Source organism: Bradyrhizobium sp. IC4059 (assembly GCF_020193615.1).
GTDB classification, from domain to species: domain Bacteria; phylum Pseudomonadota; class Alphaproteobacteria; order Rhizobiales; family Xanthobacteraceae; genus Bradyrhizobium; species Bradyrhizobium yuanmingense.
In genome coordinates this window covers 222,413-241,987 of sequence record NZ_JADYVH010000006.1, presented here as the reverse complement: position 1 = coordinate 241,987, position 19,575 = coordinate 222,413, and the positions used below count along the sequence as shown (strand labels likewise).

Sequence of the window (19,575 nt, the reverse complement as noted above, 5' to 3'; positions counted from 1 at the left end):
AGAACCCGTTAACGCTACATTATCCCTAAGGAAAGGTTAACGCGGCCGGCCGTCCCATGCAGGGGCCGTCCCGATCCAAGCGGCCGGGAACGCTGCGCGAAAGCGCCGTCGCATGGCATATTCGCCGCTGATTCGTCGGCCATCGGCCGACCTCCGGTCGACCTCGCACAATTCATGGCATTGTTCTCGGCAGCTCCCCTCAGGTCCCCCCGCACGCGCACCCGGGCGCATGTCGTGCCGATCGTGCTCGGCGGCGCGGCGGCGGTCGCAGCTGTCGCGCTCGTCGCCTACCTGCTGTGGCCGACCTGGGGCAGCCGGGGCGCGAACGCGCCGGACAAGCTGCCGGTGAGCGTCGGCGGCACGTTGTTCAACCTGCCGGTGACCGCGATCCGGATGAAGATCCAGCGGCACTCGGGGCCGCAGGAGCGCATCGATCTCGACTTCCTCTATCCCTCGCTGGAGCCGCCCGGCGCGCCCAAGCACGTCACCTCCGACACGGCGGAGGCGGCGCTGCAGTCGATCGACCGCATCTTCCTGTCGATCGCCGCCCATCACGATGCGCTCTCGCCCGAGCAGCGCACGGCCACGATCTATCCGCGCTATCTCGACCCGGCCGCGGCAAGCCCAGCGGACGGCCTGACGATGCGCATGTTCCGCACCGACACGCCCTACGGCAGCGAGGACCTCTATTCGGCTGCGAGCCCCGCGCTCACCGCGCGCTGCACGCGCGATGCCGCCACCCCCGGCATGTGCCTCTCCGAGCGCCGCGTCGGCGGCGCCGACCTCACCTTCCGCTTTCCACGCAGCTGGCTGTCGCAGTGGCGCGAAGTGGCGGAGGCGATGGAGAGGCTGACCGCGCAGCTGCGCGGGCCGCGTGGCTAAGGGCGGTCGGCTTACTGTAGGCTGGAGCCTCCAAACCAAAAAATCGAAAACAACCCCATGCACAGTAGCCAAGCGTTGGCAGCATCGAGTCTTTTCGTTTTTTTCGAATAACGATTGACCCATCGGGCCAAAACAGGGCATGATGGCCGTGATGCCTGGCACGGGGTTGCCCGGATGGCGCATGGATGTGTGACTGATATCACTGAGCACAGATTGCGATTGGCCATGCTGCGAATAATCTGACGCTATTGCATTCGGGGGCTGGAATGCGGCTTCGGCTGTTTGTTTTGTTGATGTTTGCGATCTGCGTGGGAGCGGGCCCGGCGCTGGCTGAGAAGCGCGTCGCGCTGGTGATGGGCAACTCGGCCTACAAGAACGTGGCGCGGCTGGCGAACCCGGCGAACGATGCCACCCTGGTCGGCGGCATGTTCAGGAAGGCCGGGTTCGATACCGTCGACATCAAGCTCGACCTCAACGGTTCGGAGATGCGTCGGGCGCTGCGTGACTTCGGCGGCAAGGCGCGGGATGCTGGGGTCGCGGTGGTTTATTACGCCGGTCATGGCATCGAACTGGATGGTGTCAACTATCTGATCCCGACCGACGCGACGCTGGAGACCGACAGCGACGTGCTGGACGAAACGATAGCGCTGGACCGCGCGCTGTTCGCGGTCGAACCCGCAAAGCAGCTGCGCCTGATCATCCTCGATGCATGTCGCGACAACCCGTTTGCCAAGACGATGAAACGTACCATCGCCTCGCGTGCTATCGGCCGCGGCCTTGCCAAGGTCGAGCCGACCAGCCCAAACACTATGATTGCCTTCGCCGCCAAAGCGGGCTCGACGGCGTCCGATGGCGACTCCAAGAACAGCCCGTTCGCGGCGGCTCTCGTCGAACGCCTGCCAACGCCCGGGCTCGATCTGCGCAAGGCGTTCGGCTTCGTGCGCGACGACGTGCTCAAGAATACTGGCTATAAGCAGGAGCCATTTGTGTACGGCTCGCTCGGCGGTGACGACGTGGCCCTGGTTGCGGCCAAGCCGGCCGCGACCGGGCCTCAAGCCAACCCTGATAGCGACATCCGGCGCGACTATGAATTGGCGCTCCAGCTCGGCACGCGCGACGTTTGGACCGCATTCCTCAATCGTTATCCGAGCGGCTTCTATACCGACCTCGCCAAGGCTCAACTCAACCGGATTTCCGCCGAAGACGCCCGCGCTGCCGCGGCCGAGAAGGCGCGGCTGGCCGAGGAGGAGAAGGCAAGGCTCGCCGCCGAACGGGCCAAGAAGGCCGAGCAGGAGAAAGCCGCAGCAGCGGCCAAGGCTGCCGAAGATGCTCGGATCGCCGCGGAGAAGGCCAAGCAGATCGAAGAGGCCAAGGCGGCGGCCACCGAGCAGCGCAGGAAAGATGCAGAAGCAGCTGCCAAGGCACTGGCCGACAAGCAGGCTGCCGAAAAGGCGCTGGCCGAAAAGATCGCCAGCGAAAAGGCAGCGGCTGAGCTAGCCGCCAAAGAGAAGGCTCAGCGTGACGCTGAGCAGAAGGTCGCGGCCCTGGCCCCTGCTCAATCGGCGCCCTCGCTCTCGCCGCTGGAAACCGCCAAGCTGGTTCAGTCGGAGCTCCGTCGCGTCGGTTGTCTGGCCGTCGCCGCCGACGGCGACTGGAATGCGTCATCACAGCGCTCACTGACGCTGTTCAACCAATATGCGGGAACGAAGCTCGACCCCAAGCTCGCGAGCTTCGAGGCGCTCGACATGATCAAGTCCAAGCCGGGCCGGGTCTGCCCGCTGGTGTGCAATCGGGGCTTCAAGGCGGACGGCGATACCTGCGTCAAGATCGCGTGCCGCGCCGGCTATCGCATCAACGACGACAATGAATGCGAGAAGGTGCAGGACAAGAAGCCGGTCGCGGCCCGCGAGGATGCCAAAAAGCGAGACACGGAGCGCAAGCAAACCGAAGCTGCACCCGCGAAGCCGCAGTCGTCTGGTCAAATGGTCTGTTCCAGTGGAATCTGTCGTCCGGTTCGATCAGGCTGTCGCCTTGAAACAACAAGCAGTGGCAGCGGCTACAGAAGTGTCGAAGTCTGCAATTGAAGACGCGTGCCAGGCAAGTCCTGCTCTGGGACGCTTCGCTGCGCTCGCAATGACGTCGTGGTATTCTCGCTGCGTGCCCTGGTCGGGGCGCAGCGTCTCTTCGACGGTGCGCTGCTGAGCCGGGGCCCATGGTGCCGACTGCGTCGTGGGCTTCTGGGTTCCGGCTCTGCGTCGCAACGCCGATGGCGTTGCAGTGCGTCCGGGACACGAAAGAGCGCCGCACACGTCGAAAATGTCGCTGCGCTCGCAAGGACGAGGATAAACTATTCCTGATCGACCAGGTCGTCCTCGAGGATCGCCATCTGGAACTGGAACGAGCGATCGTCGTCCTCGTCGTCGACGAAGAGCACGCCGATGAATTCCTCGCCGATATAGACCTCGGCAGAATCGTCCTTCTTCGGCCGCGGCACGACGCGGATCTTGGGATTGCCGAATACGCGCTTCAGATACGCATCTAACTTTCTGACTTCTTTGACGTCCACGGCAAGTCTCCGATCGAAAATGGTCGGCGGGTTTTAGGACGAGATGCGGCGAACCGCCAGCACGAATTGTCAAAGAATTTGGCGAAGAAAAGGGCCGGAGAATCCGACCCTTCGCAGCAACAAGGCTCTCTCAGAGCCCCATCGCGTTGATCATCTGATCCATGGTGCGCGACGGCTCGGCGCAGCCGGCCTCGCCGACGATCTTGGCCGGGACGCCCGCGACCGTGACGTTGTGCGGCACCGGCTTGACGACGACCGAACCGGCGGCGATGCGCGCGCAATGGCCGATCTCGATGTTGCCGAGAATTTTCGCGCCGGCGCCGATCAGCACACCGTGGCGAATCTTCGGGTGACGGTCCTCGTTCTCCTTGCCGGTGCCGCCGAGCGTGACGCCGTGCAGAATCGAGACGTCGTCCTCGATCACAGCCGTCTCGCCGCAGACGAAGCCGGTGGCGTGGTCGAGGAAGATGCCGCGGCCGATGCGCGCGGCGGGATTGATGTCGGTCTGGAACACCGCCGAGGATCGGCTCTGAAGGTAATAGGCGAAATCCTTGCGGCCCTTCAGATAGAGCCAGTGCGCGAGGCGATGGGTCTGGATGGCATGAAAGCCCTTGAAGTAGAGCAAGGGATCGATGAAGCGCGAGGTCGCGGGATCACGGTCGTAGACGGCGACGAGGTCGGCGCGGAAGGCGTTGCCGAGATCGGGGTCGTCGCGCAGCGCCTCGATATAGGCCTGGCGCACCAGGTCGCCCGACAGCGCGGAATGATCGAGCCGGTCGGCGACGCGGTGGACCACCGAATCCTCCAGCCGGCCGTGATGCAGCACCGCCGAATAGATGAAGGTCGCAAGCTCCGGCTCGCGGCGGACGATGTCCTCCGCTTCGCTGCGGATCCGGTCCCAGATCGGATCGAGCGATGCGAGCTTTCCTCCCGGATTGACCTGATGCACTGCCATGGGATCTGCTCTTTCGAATTGGCTGATTTTGTTGGCTCTATAGCACAGTCTAGGCGACAAAGTCCTGACGGGCTTGCCTGAGAGTGAACAGTGCCTTGCCTCGGAGAGCAAGCCAAGCCATTGATAAACAAGACTTTCTTCTGACGCCCCGAGCGGCAAGGTCGGCTCAAGGTGGTCAGAGTTTCGCCAAATTCAAGCCGGGCGGCGTCAAACTATTGGTGAATTCGCCTCCAACCGTTATTGCGGGCATGATCCGAGCGGGGGCAGAGCCGATTTGACCATCACCACCGATCAACTGCGCGCGCGCGCCGCGGGCTCTTTTTGGCTGCGGCTGGCCGCAATGGCCCTGCCCCTCCTGATGATCGCGCCGGCGGTCTGGAACGGCTATCCGCTGTTGCAATGGGATACCGGCGGCTATCTCGCGCGCTGGTACGAGGGCTATCTCGTCCCCAGCCGCTCCACGGTGTTCGGCCTCTATTTGCACTATGGCGAGGGTTTCGGCTTCTGGATCAACCTCGCCGCCCAGTCGCTGGCGACGCTATGGCTGCTGCAGCTCACGCTTCGCGTGCTGGGCTTGATGCAGACCTTCCGCTTCGTCGCGATCAGCCTCTCCCTGATGCTGTCGACCGCGTTGCCCTGGCTTGCGAGCATGCTGCTCACCGACATCTTTGCCGGGCTCGCGGTGCTGTCGCTGTTCCTGTTGGTGGTCGGCGCAAGCCGCACCTCGGCGCTCGAGAAGATCGCGATGTTCGTCTTCTCCGCCTTTGCCGCCGCGACCCACAGCGCCACGCTGGGCGTGCTGCTCGGGCTCTGCGTCGCCGGCTGGATGGTGCGGCCCTTCGTGGGCGGGCGGCTGCCGCTCGCCGGGTTGACGCAAGCGAGCCTCACCATCGTTGCGGGCGGTCTGATGCTGGTGTCCGCGAATTATGCGCTGTCCGGCAAGCTGGCCTGGACGCCCGGCGGCTACGGCGTCGCCTTCGGCCGCATGATGCAGGACGGCATCGTTGCGCAATATCTCAACGACCGTTGCCCGCGCGAACGCTACAAGCTCTGCCCCTACCGCAACGAGCTGCCGGCGAGCGCCGACGAATTCCTGTGGGGCAAGAGCGTGTTCAACACGCTCGGCCGTTTTGCAGGCATGAATGAGGAGATGGGCATCATCGTCGTGCAGTCGCTGAAGGATTATCCGGCCTGGCAGGCAGGCGCGGCACTCCGCGCGATGGGGCAGCAATTGCTGCACGTGGCGACCGGCGAAGGCACCAACGGCTGGATCCCGCACACCCGCGGCATCATCGAGCGCTACATCCCCGCACAGGCCGTTCCGATGCGCGCGGCGCGGCAGCAGAACTGGGGTGTCAATTTCGATGTCGTGAACTGGCTGCATGTCCCCGTCGCGCTGGCCTCGATGCTGGCGCTGCTCGCGCTGCTCGGCCATGCGCTGGCGAACCGCCGGCTGGACGATCTGACGCTGCTGGCGGCGACCGTGACGCTGGCCCTGCTCGGCAACGCCTTCATCTGCGGCGTGATCTCAGGGCCCCACGACCGCTACGGCGCGCGGATGGTGTGGGTTGCGACGTTCGTGGTGCTGATGGCGCTGGCGCGGCGTTGGGGCGATGATGCCAAAGCGGAATGAACTTTGGTTTGATCGCGACAACGAGATACGCCCCTCTCCCGCTAGCGCAGGGCTATCGCGTATGACTTTTCGGACGACCTGAGCACGCGCCTCGTCTTTTCGAGGTGACCGCAATGTCGTCATTTCACGTCGCCTTGGCCAGCGCGAACAGGCGGAATTCCTCGAGCGCCGCGTGCCGATGTGGCGCGACTTCGCGCCGGTAAGTCTCGGTGTCGACGATCGAGCGGAAGGTGGCGAAATCACCGTATTCATTGATCGCCGCTTCGTCCCAGCGTTCGCCCGGCGAGCCGACGAGGCTCGCGAGGATCGGCCCGGAACACATCGGCGCGATCGGCTTACCGGCCGCCAGACGCCGGAATGCCGGCCTGTAGCGTTCATGAAAGGCTTCGCGGCCCGAGCAGGGCGCGGCGTCAAAGCCGTCCTCGTAACGCGCCTGCGCGCGGTAGCGCAGCAGATTGAGCATATAAACCGGCTGGCCGGGTGGGATCGCGCGCTCGGCGGCGTCGAGGGCTTGCAGCGTGATTTCGACGAGGTTCATGGGACTTCCCGCGTTTCCAGCGCCGCAGAATGCGTGCTGACGCTCCCTGCTTAGCCGTTCGAGGCCGGCGCTTGTAGTGACTGCACGGCCATGATTATGTGGACTTCATGTCCACAACGACTTTGCCTCCCGATCTCTCGCGCCTCCTCGCCTTCGTCCGCGTGGTCGAGGCAGGCTCCTTCGCCGAAGCCGCGCGGCGGGCGGGGACGACCACATCGGCGATGTCCAAGGCGGTCGCCCGCTTCGAACAGGCTCACGGATTGCGGCTCTTGCATCGCTCCACCCATTCGTTGGCGCTGACCGAAGAGGGCGACAGGCTGATGACGGCGGGACGCGCGCTGGCCGAAAGTCTCGCCCGTGTCCAATCCGCACTCGGCGAAGTCGCGCGCGACGATGGCGGACGGGTGCGCGTGACCGCCCCCGCCTCGTTCGCGCGCGCCTGCATCCTGCCGCGACTGCCCGCGTTCCTGCGGGAACGGCCGGAAATCGAGATCGAGGTCAAATTCCGCAACGAGATACTCGATCTCGCGGCGGAAGGCGTCGACGTCGCGATCCGCACAGGGCCGCTCGACCGCGCGCCCGGCCATCAGGCGCGGCGGCTTTGCACCTTCTCCTGGATCGCTTGCGCCTCGCCTGCCTATCTGAAAGCGCGCGGCGCGCCGGCCACTCCCTTTGAGCTCTCCGCGCACGACCACGTCGGCTTCCGCAATCCCGCAAGCGGTCAGATCCTGACCTGGCGCTTCGCCGACCCGCGCGGCAAAGGACCCATTCGCGTCACGCCCAAACCCAAGCACATTTGCGACGACGCGCACGCTTCGCTCGCTTTGTTGACGAACGGGTTCGGGGTCGGCTGGGGGCCATCGTGGCTCGTTGGCGAAGACCTTCGCGCCGGCCGACTGGTCGAAGTGATGGCGCCCTGGCGCGCGCCTGGGGAACCCCTTTGGATGCTGCGCACCTCGGGCCGCCGCCCGCCCCTGCGCACGCAGCGCGTCATGTCATTCCTCAACACGCTTCCCGCCGCGTTCAGCGACAAGGCGGTATGAGGCAGCGGTCGTCACCGAATTGAGGCGCCGGGAAACTGAGCTAAAGGTGCTAGGGATTAGTAGGCGAGCCCCCTCCTGGCCCATGGCCGACTTCCGCGATGTCCGCCGATTTGTCCGCTCGTGACCATAGCGGACTGCTCCATCATACACGCACAAGGTTAGCTACCTTTTACGGCTCTGAAGTGAGCCCAGGATCTCGCGCGCAGCGTCCTGCAGGTCGGCAAGGTGCCGGGCGGCGAATTCCTCCACCGTGAACGCGCTCCTGATCCAGCGAAAATTGAGCGCGCCGTGAACACGCCTGCCATCGAACAGCGGGACGGCGATAGCGGCTGCTCCGTCGTCAGCCGGGCTTTCCGCGTATCGGCCTGCCACATAGCTTGAGTCGCGAGTCGCGTAACCCCGCTGCCGCACCTCGGTTAGAATTCGCTCGAGCTTTCTCGGGTCGCGCGCGAGCCAATCCTCCGGGTTGCTGGAATTGTGGAGCAGGCGCAACGTGGCCTGCCGCTCCTTTTCCGGACACCACGCCAGGTAAGCGCGGCCGACTGCCGTCATCAACCACCCCACGCGTCCACCGACCCGGCTAGTATGCCCAAGCAGCACGAACGGACTGTGCGGAAAGCTTGTCTCGCGTCGTTCCATGCAGTTGCCGGCCGGAACGAACAGGTCGGACGGCCACTTCACTTTGCGGCATAGCTCGGCCATCACGGGCGCCGCTGCCTCGGAGACGCGGTCGTGCCGATCTCGCTTTCGTGCCACGTCGGTGAACGCGCTGAGCCGGTAGCGACCATCGGCGAGGCGCCTCGCGACCACGCCCGCCTGCTCAAGCGTATTGAGGATGCGCAGCAGGCTGGGTTTCGATATCGCCGTCGCCATATGGATGTCGTGCAGCGACGAAATTGGCTCCGTGTGGAGAAACTTGAGGACTTGCAGTCCCCGCTCCAATCCCCTGATCGTTTCGACTTTTGGCATGGCCCGTTCCCGTCGTCCGTCAGCCCAGCCAGTTTTCCCGTTCAGCGCCCCGGAGTCCAGCGTTCCGGAGAGCGGAATGGGCTGTTCCGCCTGGCGGAACCGTTGCCGAATTCCGTGGCTTCCGTCCGAGTGAAGCTCAATCCTTGCGAACATCCGGCAGTGGCCGAGGAGGATGAGATGGCGTTAGCGGCATTTAATGGCGTCCGTTTGTGGGCGCGTGTTGTGCTGGCAGTGAGCCTGACAGCAATAGGCCAATGCGCGAGCGCGCAGTCCTACCCGTCAGGCATGATCCGCATCTTCGTCGGAGGCGGGGCTGGCGCGCCGCCGGACATCATCACCCGTATCATCGCTAACGAACTGGTGCAGAGCGAGGGCTGGCGAATTGTCGTCGAGAATAAACCCGGGGGCAGCGGGACGATTGCGGCCGGCGAAGTTCTCAAGCAACCGGCGGATGGACACTCCATCCTGGCTTTTACACTCGGCGCCTCCGCCGCTCCCGCACTGCTGCCCAACGCAGCTTTTCGTCATGACACCGATTTTGCACCGGTTATCAAGATCATGACGGCAAATCACGTGCTGGTTGCTAATCCGTCGGTATCCGCCAAGTCGATGAAGGAGCTTGTCGCCTTGCTGAAAAGCCAGCCCGACAAGGTCACGTACTCATCGGGAGGGATCGGCACGCCAGCACATCTCGTCGGGGAACAATTCAGGCTGCAGACTGGCGTGCGCGTAACCCACGTTCCCTACCGCGCCCTGCCGCAGGCGATCGGGGATCTCCTCAATGGTACCAATCAGTATCAGTTCGTCACGCCATTGCCTGTTCTCGACCTGATTGCCTCCGGCAAACTCAAGGCGCTTGCCGTTACGGCGCCAGTGCGCATGGAGGCCATAAAAGACGTCCCCACCGTCGTCGAGGAGGGATTTCCGGAGCTGGTTATCGCGGACTGGATCGGTTTTGTAGTGAAGAGCGGAACGCCCGAAGCGTTCATCGCCCGGTTGAATGAGGCTACCAACAAGACCTTGGCGAAGCCGAGCGTGCGCGAAGCATTCGCGAAAATCGCGGCGGAGCCGGCCGGCGGTACGCCTGCCGAGTTCGGCGCGCACATCAAGTCGCAGATGGCGCACTGGGGCAAGGTCGTGAAGGAGGCAGGAATCAAGATGCCCGAGTGACTGTCGAATGGTCGGCATAGTCCAAATGTGAAATGCAGCAGAAGCTTGCTGTGATGATTATGCTGAACGTCAGTTTCTGGCCCTTTGCCGACGTTCCTATCCTACCAGCTTCGAGCCGACGTCTCGTCTCATCAGGGCCCTTAGCAGACGCCAGATATCTGCGCATGATGGCGTTGGCAGTCACTCAGATGGCCCACCTGTGGTGGGACATTTCAGGATAATCGCGCAACGACCTAATCGCCTCAGCCAAGATCGCCTCAGCCGCGGCGTGACAGGAAATCGAGCACGCCGGTCTTGTAAACCTTGTCGCCGACTGCACGCATGTGGTCGCGATTGGGAATATCGAGCACTTCGGAACCCGGTATGATCGCGCCGAGCGCGCTGGCGCTTCCTGCGACATCGTCGGCGCTGCCGACCGCGATCAGCACCGGCACCTCGATGCGCGCGGCCTGCTGTCTCGTCATGAGATCGCGCGTGCCGCGGAGGCACGCGGCGAGCGCGCGGCGGTCGGAGCGGGTCTGGTCGGCGAACGCGCGAAACGTGCGGCCGACGGGATCGGTGACGTCGTCCAGCGCGGGCGCCTCCAGCGCCTTGGCGACGTTCTCGCCGGGACCGCTGCCCTCGATCAGGCCGCCGATGCCGATGCCGCCGAGGATCGCCGAGCGCAGGCGCTGCGGCTCGTTGAGGGAGAGCCAGGCCGTCATCCGCCCGCCCATCGAATAGCCCATGATGTCGGCCTGCGGGATGGCGAGGTGATCCATCAGTGCGAGCACGTCGCCGGCCATCACGGGTATAGAATATTGCGCGGGTTCGTAGAGCTTTGCGCTCTCGCCATGGCCGCGATTGTCGAGCGCGATGACGCGGCGTCCGTTCTTGCGCAGCTCCGACACCCAGGTCGGATAGACCCAGTTCACGTTCTTGCTGGAGGCAAAGCCGTGCACCAGGATGATCGGATCGCCCTCGCCTTCGTCGAGATAGGCAATTTCAACGGCGCCGTTGTGAAAGCTCGGCATCAGCAGTTCCGTGAGGTGTTGAGGGGAATGACGCGATCTTAGAGCACGATCCGGCAAAGTGTGCAGCGGTTTTCCGGCAACATCATGCTCAAACAATAGCCCGAGGCGGATCGCGCCTCAGGCCGTCGCGGCCGCGTTGGCCAAAGCAGCATCGGCCGCCATCTGCGCGCGGCGCAGCCGCCGCGCTCGCCTGCGATCGCACCAGGCCTGGGTCAGGCGCTCGGTGGTCGCCTTGATGGAGGAGAGCAGGCCGAACAGCGTCACGACCGCGCCAAACAGCCACATCGCCAGATCGAACGCGCCGCCGACGAGCAGCAGCGCGCCGCGGCCGAGCAGCTTGATGATCGCGCGCGTCTTGCCGCCTTGCGCTTCCGCAAGCCGCACGGCGCGCGCGACGTCCTTGGGGCCCTCGGCGATGCGGAGCGTATCCATGGCCCCGCGCGTGCCGGTCTTTCCGGCGACGCGCGTGACGTCCTTGCCGAGCCGGACCAGCGCACCGGCCTTCTCGGCCCGGAACGCGGCCTTGATCGCGCTCACGGTCTGGCCAGGGCGCAGCACCGAGCCCGATGCCACCGCGTTCCGCAGCATCGGCGCATCGACGACCTCGCGCGCGGACCGGCCGGCCCATGCGGCGAGCCCCTCGCCGAGCCGTCCGAGCTTGCGCGCATCCTTCACCAGCGTCAGTCCTGCGCGCACCGGCGCGGCACCGCCGACGGAGATGTAGGTTGCCGCCGTCACCGCAAGGCCGGCCGCCGCAAGGGAGAGCACGAGGCGGTCGGTGTCCTCGCCCATGGCGAGGTGCTTGCCTTCGCGCACCACGTCTCTGATGTCGCCGAACACGAAGAGATCGCCGGCCACGGTCCCGGACAAGCTGGCGACATCGTCCGCGTTGCCGGTGACGAGACCCGTGGCGAAGCGCTTGGCGAAATGCGCGGTGGAATTCTCCGCTTTCACGGCATCAGCGACGCGGCTCAAGAGGTCGTCGGGAAGCGCGATGTTGCGCTCGCGCGCCAGCGTGACGAAACTGTCGGCGAGATCGGCATCGCCGGCCGCGAGCGCGGCCTCGATATTGTCCTGAACCAGGCGGTCGTTGTGCCGGAGCAGTGCATCGAGCTTCAGCTCGGAGAGCGCGACCGGATCATCCTGGGCGGCCAGGATCGCGCCGGCCTCGCGGGCATGCGGCGCCACCTGCGCGAGCACGAAGCCGCACACGGCCATTCCCGCCAACGCCGTACTGATTCGCAGCCACTTCATGTGGAAAGCCCGGATGCCCTGAGATCGCTTGCGCGGAACACTACGTCTTTCGTCCCGGTTTCACGCAACCACAGAGATAGTATGCCAAAATTGCGACACAACGTCCCCGACGAAAGAAGGGCTTCTCTAGGCGCGCAAGATTGTGTCGAATTTGCATGAGCAAATGAGCATGGGGCGCTTGCGAAGCTTTTCGGTTCCGCTGGACTAGCAATCACCTGTACCCGCCAGTATGGTCCGCAGCGCCTCAAAGATGCCGCGTAAGTTCGTGATTGTATCTGCCGCCATTGCCACTCCAGGATGAACTTCGATGTCCGACCATGTCGTCCCGCACTTCCATAACGATGCCGGTGTCCCCGTCATCGAGATCGGCTCGCAAGAGTTCATGTGCGTGGGCGCCAATCCTCCGTTCGACCATCCGCACGTCTTCCTCGACCTCGGCAACGACAACGAGATCATCTGCCCCTATTGCTCGACGCTGTACCGCTTCGCGGCCGACCTGAAGCCCGGCGAAGCCCGCCCGCCGGAATGTGTGCTGAAGGACAAGGTGGCCTGACCGCGTCCATCGGTTAAGGGGTGGCGCTCTCCCGAACGATCGTCGTCGCCGGTGCCGGCATCGGTGGCCTGACGGCCGCGCTCGCGCTCGCCGCCCGCGGCTTCCGCATCGTCGTGCTGGAGAAGGCCGAACGCCTCGAGGAGGTCGGCGCCGGCCTGCAGCTCTCGCCCAATGCCAGCCGCGTGCTGGTCGAGCTCGGCCTCACCGAACGCCTCAAGCTGCGCGCCGTCACCCCGGAAGCGCTCTCGATCATGAGCGCGCGCGTCGGCGGCGAGCTGCTGCGCATGCCGCTCGGCGAAGCCGCCTCGCTGCGCGCCGGAGCGCCCTATTGGGTGGTGCACCGTGCCGACCTGCAAGCGGCCCTCGCCGGCGCCGTCGCCGACCATCCCGACATCGACCTGAAGCTGGGCGCGACCTTCGAGGACGTCGCGCCTCACGCCAAGGGCCTGACCGTGGTCCATCGCAGCGGCACGATCCGCCGCAGCGATCTCGCCAGCGCGCTGATCGGCGCCGACGGCATCTGGTCGACGGTGCGCCAGCATCTGTTTCCCGAGGTGCAGCCGCGCTTTTCCGGCCTGATCGCCTGGCGCGGCACGCTCGATGCCACGCAATTGCCGAAGGACTATACCGCGCGCCGGGTGCAGCTCTGGATGGGACCGAACGCCCATCTGGTCGCCTATCCCATTGCGGGCGGGCGCCAGATCAACGTGGTCGCGGTGCTGCCGGGCACCTGGAACCGGCCGGGCTGGAGCACGCCCGGCGATATCAGCGAGGTGATGGACGCCTTTGCCGGCCCGCGCTGGCCGCCGGCGGCGCGGATGCTGCTCGCCGCGGTCGACAGCTGGCGCAAATGGGCGCTGTTCGGCGTGCCGGACGGCTGCCCCTGGAGCAAAGGTTCGGTGGCGCTGCTCGGCGATGCCGTGCACGCGATGCTGCCGTTCGCAGCCCAAGGGGCCGGCATGGCGATCGAGGATGCCGCCGTGCTCGCCCGGCATTTGAGCCTGGAGGCCGCCGAGAGCAGCAAAGCGGTTGCCGCCGCGCTGACGCAATACGGCCGTGCCCGCCAGGCGCGGGTGCGGCGGGTGCAGCGGACCGCGCGGCAGCAGGGCCGCATCTATCATCTCAATGGGCCGCTCGCGCTCGCACGCGATCTTGCGATCCGCGCGCTCGGCCCGCAGCGCATGCTGGCGCGACAGGACTGGATCTACGGCTGGCGGCCTTGATGCGGCGCGCCGCCGGCGCGGCGCCTCAGCGGGCCGCTTTGCCGGATTGCGACGCGGATTTGGCGCTGGCCGCGGGCGATGCCGGAGGCGGCGGCGCCTCGGGCGGCGTCTCCCGGCATCTGTTGCGGCGCCAGGCATCCTCGGCCAATTGGACCTGCCCGCGCACGGCGATATAATCGTTGCGATAAGCGAGTTCGGACACGACGGCGCCGCCGGCCCCGGTCTCGGCCTTCTCCATCAGCCGCTGCAGATCGGCGGTGCGCTTGGCGAGGTCCTTGCGCTCGGTCTCAAGCTGCTTGCAGTCGTACAATTCGTATTTGGCGGGATCGGCAAAGGCCGGTGCGATCGTCTCGCTCACGCCGGCGCAGCCGGACAGCGCGAGGCCAGCCGCAAGCAGCGCGAACAGCGCGCCAAAGCCGCGCAGCGAAAAGGAAAACGAAGCAGCCATGCCGGATGAATAGCCCCCGTGGATTGAGAATGCCTAAAGCAGCAACAGATGTCCGGATTGAGGCTTTGCCTTGCGCCCCCGGCTCGCTTAAGGAAGAACCGTCCCTCCGGCGGCGAAACGCGCCAATTCCAGACCGCCGGAACGGACTTAAGTGTTTGATCTCGTTGGATCAAGCGGGCATGGCGGAATTGGTAGACGCAAGGGACTTAAAATCCCTCGGTGCGCAAGCGCTGTGCCGGTTCGACCCCGGCTGCCCGCACCACTAGCTTGTATCACCCTTGCTCGAGGCGCTCGGGCTCTGCGCGGAAATCGAGCAGCACGATCCAGAAGCAGATCAGCGCGATGACGAGGAGGATGAAGGTGCCCTCGATCGGCGCGCCCAGAAGCGAGACCAGTGCCGGAAAGGCGAGGCCGATGCCGAGGATGGCGGCGAGCGCCAGGGACGGAAGATCGACGATAAGGATCGCGGCAAGAAGCGCGAGCTCGAAGAAGGCATATTCCTTCAGACGCGGCGAGCTGAGATAGAGCGCGAACATGGCGAGCACCGTGATGCGCATGCCCGTGCGCGGGTGATCCATCAGCCAGCGATCGAGCTGCGTCAGGAACGATGCCCCTTCGCGCACCGGTCCGCTCGCGGCCGCGCGCAGGACGGACAGCGCGAACGGCACGAGCACGAGCGCGAGTGCCGCGAACGCGTAGGCCGCCAACATCGACGGCTTGCCGTCACCGAAGCCGGCCTGGGCCATGAGGTCGCGCGCCAGCAGCAACAGCGACGGATTGGTCTCCACGAGACCGACGGCATGCTGACCGGGAATTTGTCCTGCGATCGCGAGCAGCCAGCTCGCGAACAGATCGGGATACAGCAAGCGCGACAGCGCGAGCGGCAACGCGAAGGCGAACGCGGCCACCGCGATCAAGGCCAGCTTGCGGCCACGCGGCAGCGGCAGGAAATAGAGCGCCGCCAGCACCGGGACGAACACCAGCTTGAACGAGGTCACGAGGCCGAGCAGCGCCGCGCCGGCGAGGCGCGAGGAAAAGTTCGAATTCTGTTCGGATGCGAGCGGGCGTAGCAGGAGCTTCAGCGCGATCGCGGTCAGCACTCCGCTCAGCAGCGCAAAATTCCCCGACGCCACCACGAATTCGAAACCGACGAACGCGCCGAGCGCGCAGAGCACCTTCAAGCCAGCATCGCGCGCGCTGGCACGCGTCCGGCCAAGGCCGGGCAGAAGCAGCGCGCAGAGCACGGCGAGGACGAGAAAGATGCTTCGGTAATGATCGAGCAGAACGCCGCCCCCGCAGAGGGGACGGAAGACGTCCAGCGTCGCCGGCAGATAGGGATAAGAATAGGTGGTGCCCTTCAGGTTCTTGACGAAGTAGGGATCGAGCCCGTCGGCATGCGCATCGACCGCCGCGCAATTGACCCGGACGTCCCAGCCATAGGGCAGGTCGAGCGCGGCATCGTTGGCGAGATTACCGAGCACCAGCAGCGCGGTCAGCGTGACCACGCCGGCAAGCCAGACGTTGCGCCTGGCAGCCTTGGCCGCAGGCGCGAACCATCGTGCTGCACCTGATATGTCGGACACGGGCGATACCCTGTTTGGCTTCTCGCGGCGCCGTTGCGGCAGCCGCTCCAGCGACAATGGACAGGACGGGTTGCCGATTCATCTCCCCGGCGTGCCGCGCCCGATCTTATGGTGAATCCCTGGTTGCAGGCCCAGCCCTCCAACGACGCGGCTTGGAAAACGCTTCGATGTGCGCGGCGACGAGGTCCCGGATGGCCCATCAGGCCGGCGACGGGCCCTCACCCGTTTTTGACCGCTCCTGCTCCGCCTGCCAGCCATCCCGAAACATGGGTTGTGCAACGCAGCATCGGGCCTAGATAACTCGCTTGATTGCAGGGGTAAGCTTCTTGTCCGACGTCAATGCCGACGGTTGGGTGTCCTCGGGACACCGCCCAATGGGTTTTCCGGAATTCGTCATCGTGATCGCGTCCATCATGGCGCTGAATCCGCTCGCGATGGACATGATGCTGCCGGCGCTGCCCAATATCGGCGCCGCCTTCAAGATTCCCGTCGAGAACCATCTGCAACTGGTGCTGTCGACCTTCCTGATCGGCTTCGGCGCCGGTCAGTTCGTCATGGGTCCCCTGTCGGACCGCTTCGGGCGCCGACCGGTGCTGCTCGGCGGCATGGCGGTCTATGCGGTGGCGAGCGTGCTGGCGGTCATTGCCCCCTCGTTCGAGACGCTGCTGCTGGCGCGTGCGCTCCAGGGGCTCGGCACCGCGGCGACGCGCGTGATCGCGACCTCGATCGTGCGCGACTGCTATGTCGGCCGCATCATGGCGAGCGTGATGTCGCTCGCCATGATGATCTTCATCGCGGTGCCCGTGGTCGCGCCCTCGTTCGGACAGGCGGTGCTGCTGGTGACGGCGTGGCGCGGCATCTTCGTGGTGCTGATGCTCTACGGCCTGCTCGCGCTCGCATGGTGCGTGCTGCGGCTGCCCGAGACGCTTCCCGAGTCGAAGCGCAGGTCGCTGGCGCCCTCCGACGTGCTCTCGGCATTCCGGCAGACCCTGACCCATCGCCAGACCGTCGGCTATGCCACCGCCGCCGGCAGCGTCATCGGCGCGCTGTTCGCCTATGTCTTCTGCGCCCAGCAGGTCTTCACCGGCATCTATCATCTCGGCCAATATTTCCCGCTGGCTTTCGCCGCGATTGCCGCCGGCACAGCCATCGCCGGCTTCCTCAATGCGAGGCTGGTCGGCCGGATCGGCATGCGCGTGATCTCGCACGGCGCGCTGACGCTCTACACGGCCGTGGCCGGCGTGATGCTGCTGACGGAAAGCCTCGGCGTGCTGTCGCTCGCCTTGTTCATGGTGCTCTCGGCCCTGATGATGTTCTCGTTCGGCATGATGGTCGCCAACTTCACCGCGCTGGCGATGGAACCGCAGGGCCACATCGCCGGCACCGCCTCCTCGCTGTACGGCTCGATCACCACGCTGATCGGGATCGTGGTCGGCATGGCAATCGGGCAGAGCTTCGACGGCACGCTGCTGCCGTTCTCGATCGGCTTCTTCCTGTCGACGCTCGCCGCGCTCGCGATCGTGCTGGTGGTGGAGAAAGGGCGGCTGTTCAGGCCGCATCATCGCCCGATCAGCTAGGAACTTCCCGCCCCTCGCGATGTTGTACTGCAGCAATTCAGAGGATTGGCGAGATGGAACAAGAGAACAGATCGGATCAGCCCGCGTCCGAGATCGAACGGCCGATTTCGCAGCCTCGTTCCGATGAACGAATGGACTCGAGCTTGGCATTCGTGAGTGAAGGGCTCGAGCAGCTGCGCGACAGCCACTGCTAGACGAGCGCGATCACAGACCTCCTCATAGAAAACGGCGCCGCAGGAAACTGCGGCGCCGTTCGTATTTACCTGCAAGGCGCGCGGCGCGTAAAGCGCGATGAGATTCGGATGATCGTCATCGCGCTTTAGGTTGTTGTTTGCGCATGATCTTTCCGGAAAACCGCTTCGCACTTTTCCGGATCATGCTTTATTCCTTCTTGTCGATGTTCCAGAACACCGGCGTCGCGGGGCCGTCGAGCACGCCCGTCAGCGATTTGCGCCAGCCGCTCGGGATGAGATACTGCCCCAGCGGAATGTAGATCACCTGCTCATAGGCCTGCTTCTGGATGTCGGCGGCGATCTTCTTCTGATCGTCGACCGAGGCCGCGCGGACGAAAGCGTCCTTGAGCTGCTCGATCTTGGCGTCCTCCGCCCAGCCGAACCAGCCCTTCTTGCCCTGGCCGCCGATCGAGAGATTGGCGATCGGGTTGGACACGTCGGCCGCGACCCAGTTGGTGAAGAACATGTTCCAGCCACCTTCCTTCGGCGGCTTCTGGCTGGCGCGGCGGCTCACCACCGTCTGCCAGTCGGTCGCCTGAAGGTCGACCTTGAAGCCGGCCTCGCGCAGCAGCTGGGCCGAAACGATCGGCTGCGCCTTCAGCGTCGTGACGTCGCCAGGGGCCATGATGACGATCGGCGTGCCGTCATAGCCGGACTCGGCGAGCGCCTTCTTGGCTTGCGCCATGCCGTTCCCCTTGACCAGGGTCTCGGAGCCCGCATCGGTTGCGAGCGGCGTGTCGCAAATGAAGAACGCGCCGCAGATCTTCTGATATTTGGCGTTGCCGACCAGCGCGTCGAGCACGTCCTTCTGGTTCAGGGCCAGCAAGGCAGCACGCCGCACCTTCACGTTGTCGAACGGCGGATGCAGAAAGTTCATCCGGCCGAGCGTCTGGAAGCCGAACTTGTTCAGAACCTCGATGGTGAGCTCCTTGTTGCCTTCCAGCACCGGCAGCATGTCGAACGGCAGGTTCTCCATGAAATCGATGTCGCCCGACTGCAGCGCGTTCACCGCGGTCTGCGAGTCCGGCATGGTGATCCACTCGACGCGGTCCACCTTCACCACCTTGCCGCCGGAGGTCCAGCTCGCCGGCTCCTTGCGCGGCACGTAGTCAGTGTTCTTGACGTAGACCGCCTTCACGCCGGGCTGGAATTCGCCCTGCACGAACTTGAACGGACCAGAGCCGATCTGCTCGGGGATCTGCTTGTCCGGCGGCGTCTCCGCAAGGCGCTTCGGCATCATGAAGGCGACGCGCGAGGACGGCTTGCCGATGGAGTCGAGCACCAGGCCGTAGGGCTCCTTCAGCTTCAGCGTGATGGTCTTGGGGTCGGTCGCCTCGATGCTGGCGGTGAAGTCCATGAGCTTCTGTCCCATGCCGTCGACCGCAGCCCAGCGCTTCAGCGAAGCGACGCAGTCCTCCGCCGTCACCGGCGCACCGTCATGCCACTTCAGGCCGTCGCGCAGCGTGAACGTGTAGGTGAGCTTGTCGTCGGAGACCTTCCAGTCCGCCATCTGCGGCTGGACCTTGAAATTCGAGTCGGTGGCCACCAGCGTGTCGTAAACCATGTAGCCGTGGTCACGCGTGATGTAGGCCGTGGTGAAGATCGGATCGATGATGCGCAAATCCGAATGCAGCACCGCCGTGAGAGTCTTGCCGGCCGCGAGCACCGGCGAGGCCAGCGCGGTCGAAAGCGCGACGACCGACAGCGCAAGTGTGGAGGCGAACGCGCGAGGCCCCCGGCGCATGAAGTGGAACATAGAAAGTTCTCCTGACGTGAAACTGTTCAAAGGCAGGTTATTGGTTGAGCATGAGGTTCGTTCGTTGGGCGAACTAACCTCATGCAATGCCTTCGTCTTTCGAGACTTGCAGACAGGGTGAAGCGCGTCAATCCGGTTTCGGTGCAAGCCCTTGCGGCGCGCGCACGGGCTCCACAAAG

17 protein-coding genes and 1 tRNA gene are annotated in these 19,575 nt (G+C 64.9%); 9 read left to right on the top strand and 9 right to left on the bottom strand.

What is annotated here, in order from left to right:
• The first annotated feature begins 174 nt into the window (after positions 1–174).
• Entirely contained in the window at positions 175–882 is a 708-nt protein-coding gene (locus I6F12_RS20410; RefSeq protein ID WP_225147517.1) for a hypothetical protein, read from the top strand.
• A gap of 266 nt (positions 883–1,148) precedes the next feature.
• On the top strand, positions 1,149–2,966 hold the full coding sequence (locus I6F12_RS20405) for a caspase family protein (RefSeq protein ID WP_225157100.1): 1,818 nt from the start codon (positions 1,149–1,151) through the stop codon (positions 2,964–2,966).
• Positions 2,967–3,229: 263 nt separating this feature from the next.
• Here I6F12_RS20405 and I6F12_RS20400 read toward each other — a convergent pair whose 3' ends face one another.
• Positions 3,230–3,448 (bottom strand): DUF3126 family protein, encoded by a 219-nt coding sequence (locus tag I6F12_RS20400; protein ID WP_007602550.1) that lies wholly within the window; start codon positions 3,446–3,448, stop codon positions 3,230–3,232.
• Positions 3,449–3,578: 130 nt separating this feature from the next.
• Positions 3,579–4,403 carry a serine O-acetyltransferase gene (cysE, locus tag I6F12_RS20395; RefSeq protein ID WP_145640657.1) on the bottom strand — a complete coding sequence of 275 codons (825 nt, stop codon included), beginning with the start codon at positions 4,401–4,403 and terminating at the stop codon, positions 3,579–3,581.
• Positions 4,404–4,677: 274 nt separating this feature from the next.
• On the opposite strand from cysE, the gene I6F12_RS20390 reads away from it, so the two are divergent.
• Positions 4,678–6,036, top strand: a complete 1,359-nt coding sequence (locus tag I6F12_RS20390) for a hypothetical protein (RefSeq protein WP_225157099.1) — start codon at positions 4,678–4,680, stop codon at positions 6,034–6,036.
• 124 nt (positions 6,037–6,160) lie between these two features.
• Here the strand turns inward: I6F12_RS20390 and I6F12_RS20385 are convergent, their stop codons facing one another.
• Complete coding sequence (locus I6F12_RS20385) at positions 6,161–6,574, bottom strand: hypothetical protein (protein ID WP_225157098.1); 414 nt, start codon at positions 6,572–6,574, stop codon at positions 6,161–6,163.
• A gap of 107 nt (positions 6,575–6,681) precedes the next feature.
• Here I6F12_RS20385 and I6F12_RS20380 point away from each other — a divergent pair, with 107 nt between their 5' ends.
• Positions 6,682–7,617 (top strand): LysR family transcriptional regulator, encoded by a 936-nt coding sequence (locus tag I6F12_RS20380; protein ID WP_225157097.1) that lies wholly within the window; start codon positions 6,682–6,684, stop codon positions 7,615–7,617.
• A 162-nt stretch (positions 7,618–7,779) separates the two neighbouring features.
• Here the strand turns inward: I6F12_RS20380 and I6F12_RS20375 are convergent, their stop codons facing one another.
• Positions 7,780–8,586 carry an IclR family transcriptional regulator C-terminal domain-containing protein gene (locus I6F12_RS20375; protein ID WP_225157096.1) on the bottom strand — a complete coding sequence of 269 codons (807 nt, stop codon included), beginning with the start codon at positions 8,584–8,586 and terminating at the stop codon, positions 7,780–7,782.
• Positions 8,587–8,688: 102 nt separating this feature from the next.
• Here I6F12_RS20375 and I6F12_RS20370 point away from each other — a divergent pair, with 102 nt between their 5' ends.
• Positions 8,689–9,756, top strand: coding sequence for a tripartite tricarboxylate transporter substrate binding protein (locus I6F12_RS20370; RefSeq protein ID WP_225157095.1), 1,068 nt, complete (start codon positions 8,689–8,691; stop codon positions 9,754–9,756).
• A gap of 257 nt (positions 9,757–10,013) precedes the next feature.
• On the opposite strand, the gene I6F12_RS20365 is transcribed toward I6F12_RS20370, so the two are convergent.
• The gene (locus I6F12_RS20365) at positions 10,014–10,769 is read right to left on the bottom strand and encodes an alpha/beta hydrolase (RefSeq protein WP_225157094.1); all 756 of its coding nucleotides are present in this window, start codon (positions 10,767–10,769) and stop codon (positions 10,014–10,016) included.
• Between the two features lie 117 nt (positions 10,770–10,886).
• Positions 10,887–12,023: a hypothetical protein gene (locus I6F12_RS20360; protein ID WP_225124824.1), complete on the bottom strand. Its 1,137-nt coding sequence runs from the start codon at positions 12,021–12,023 to the stop codon at positions 10,887–10,889.
• A 307-nt stretch (positions 12,024–12,330) separates the two neighbouring features.
• On the opposite strand from I6F12_RS20360, the gene I6F12_RS20355 reads away from it, so the two are divergent.
• Both I6F12_RS20355 and I6F12_RS20350 read left to right on the top strand, forming a co-directional pair.
• Positions 12,331–12,576: a zinc-finger domain-containing protein gene (locus I6F12_RS20355; protein ID WP_008562814.1), complete on the top strand. Its 246-nt coding sequence runs from the start codon at positions 12,331–12,333 to the stop codon at positions 12,574–12,576.
• A 20-nt stretch (positions 12,577–12,596) separates the two neighbouring features.
• Positions 12,597–13,799 (top strand): FAD-dependent monooxygenase, encoded by a 1,203-nt coding sequence (locus I6F12_RS20350; protein ID WP_225132671.1) that lies wholly within the window; start codon positions 12,597–12,599, stop codon positions 13,797–13,799.
• A 25-nt stretch (positions 13,800–13,824) separates the two neighbouring features.
• Here the strand turns inward: I6F12_RS20350 and I6F12_RS20345 are convergent, their stop codons facing one another.
• Entirely contained in the window at positions 13,825–14,247 is a 423-nt protein-coding gene (locus I6F12_RS20345) for a twin-arginine translocation pathway signal (RefSeq protein ID WP_225157093.1), read from the bottom strand.
• Between the two features lie 173 nt (positions 14,248–14,420).
• On the opposite strand from I6F12_RS20345, the gene I6F12_RS20340 reads away from it, so the two are divergent.
• Positions 14,421–14,509 (top strand) — tRNA-Leu (locus tag I6F12_RS20340).
• Positions 14,510–14,519: 10 nt separating this feature from the next.
• Here the strand turns inward: I6F12_RS20340 and I6F12_RS20335 are convergent.
• Positions 14,520–15,830, bottom strand: a complete 1,311-nt coding sequence (locus I6F12_RS20335; RefSeq protein ID WP_225157092.1) for a hypothetical protein — start codon at positions 15,828–15,830, stop codon at positions 14,520–14,522.
• Positions 15,831–16,156: 326 nt separating this feature from the next.
• On the opposite strand from I6F12_RS20335, the gene I6F12_RS20330 reads away from it, so the two are divergent.
• The gene (locus I6F12_RS20330; protein WP_225157091.1) at positions 16,157–17,407 is read left to right on the top strand and encodes a multidrug effflux MFS transporter; all 1,251 of its coding nucleotides are present in this window, start codon (positions 16,157–16,159) and stop codon (positions 17,405–17,407) included.
• A gap of 381 nt (positions 17,408–17,788) precedes the next feature.
• Here I6F12_RS20330 and I6F12_RS20325 read toward each other — a convergent pair whose 3' ends face one another.
• A complete protein-coding gene (locus I6F12_RS20325) occupies positions 17,789–19,396 on the bottom strand; it encodes an ABC transporter substrate-binding protein (protein ID WP_036015319.1) in 1,608 nt (535 codons plus the stop codon).
• Positions 19,397–19,575: the final 179 nt, after the last annotated feature.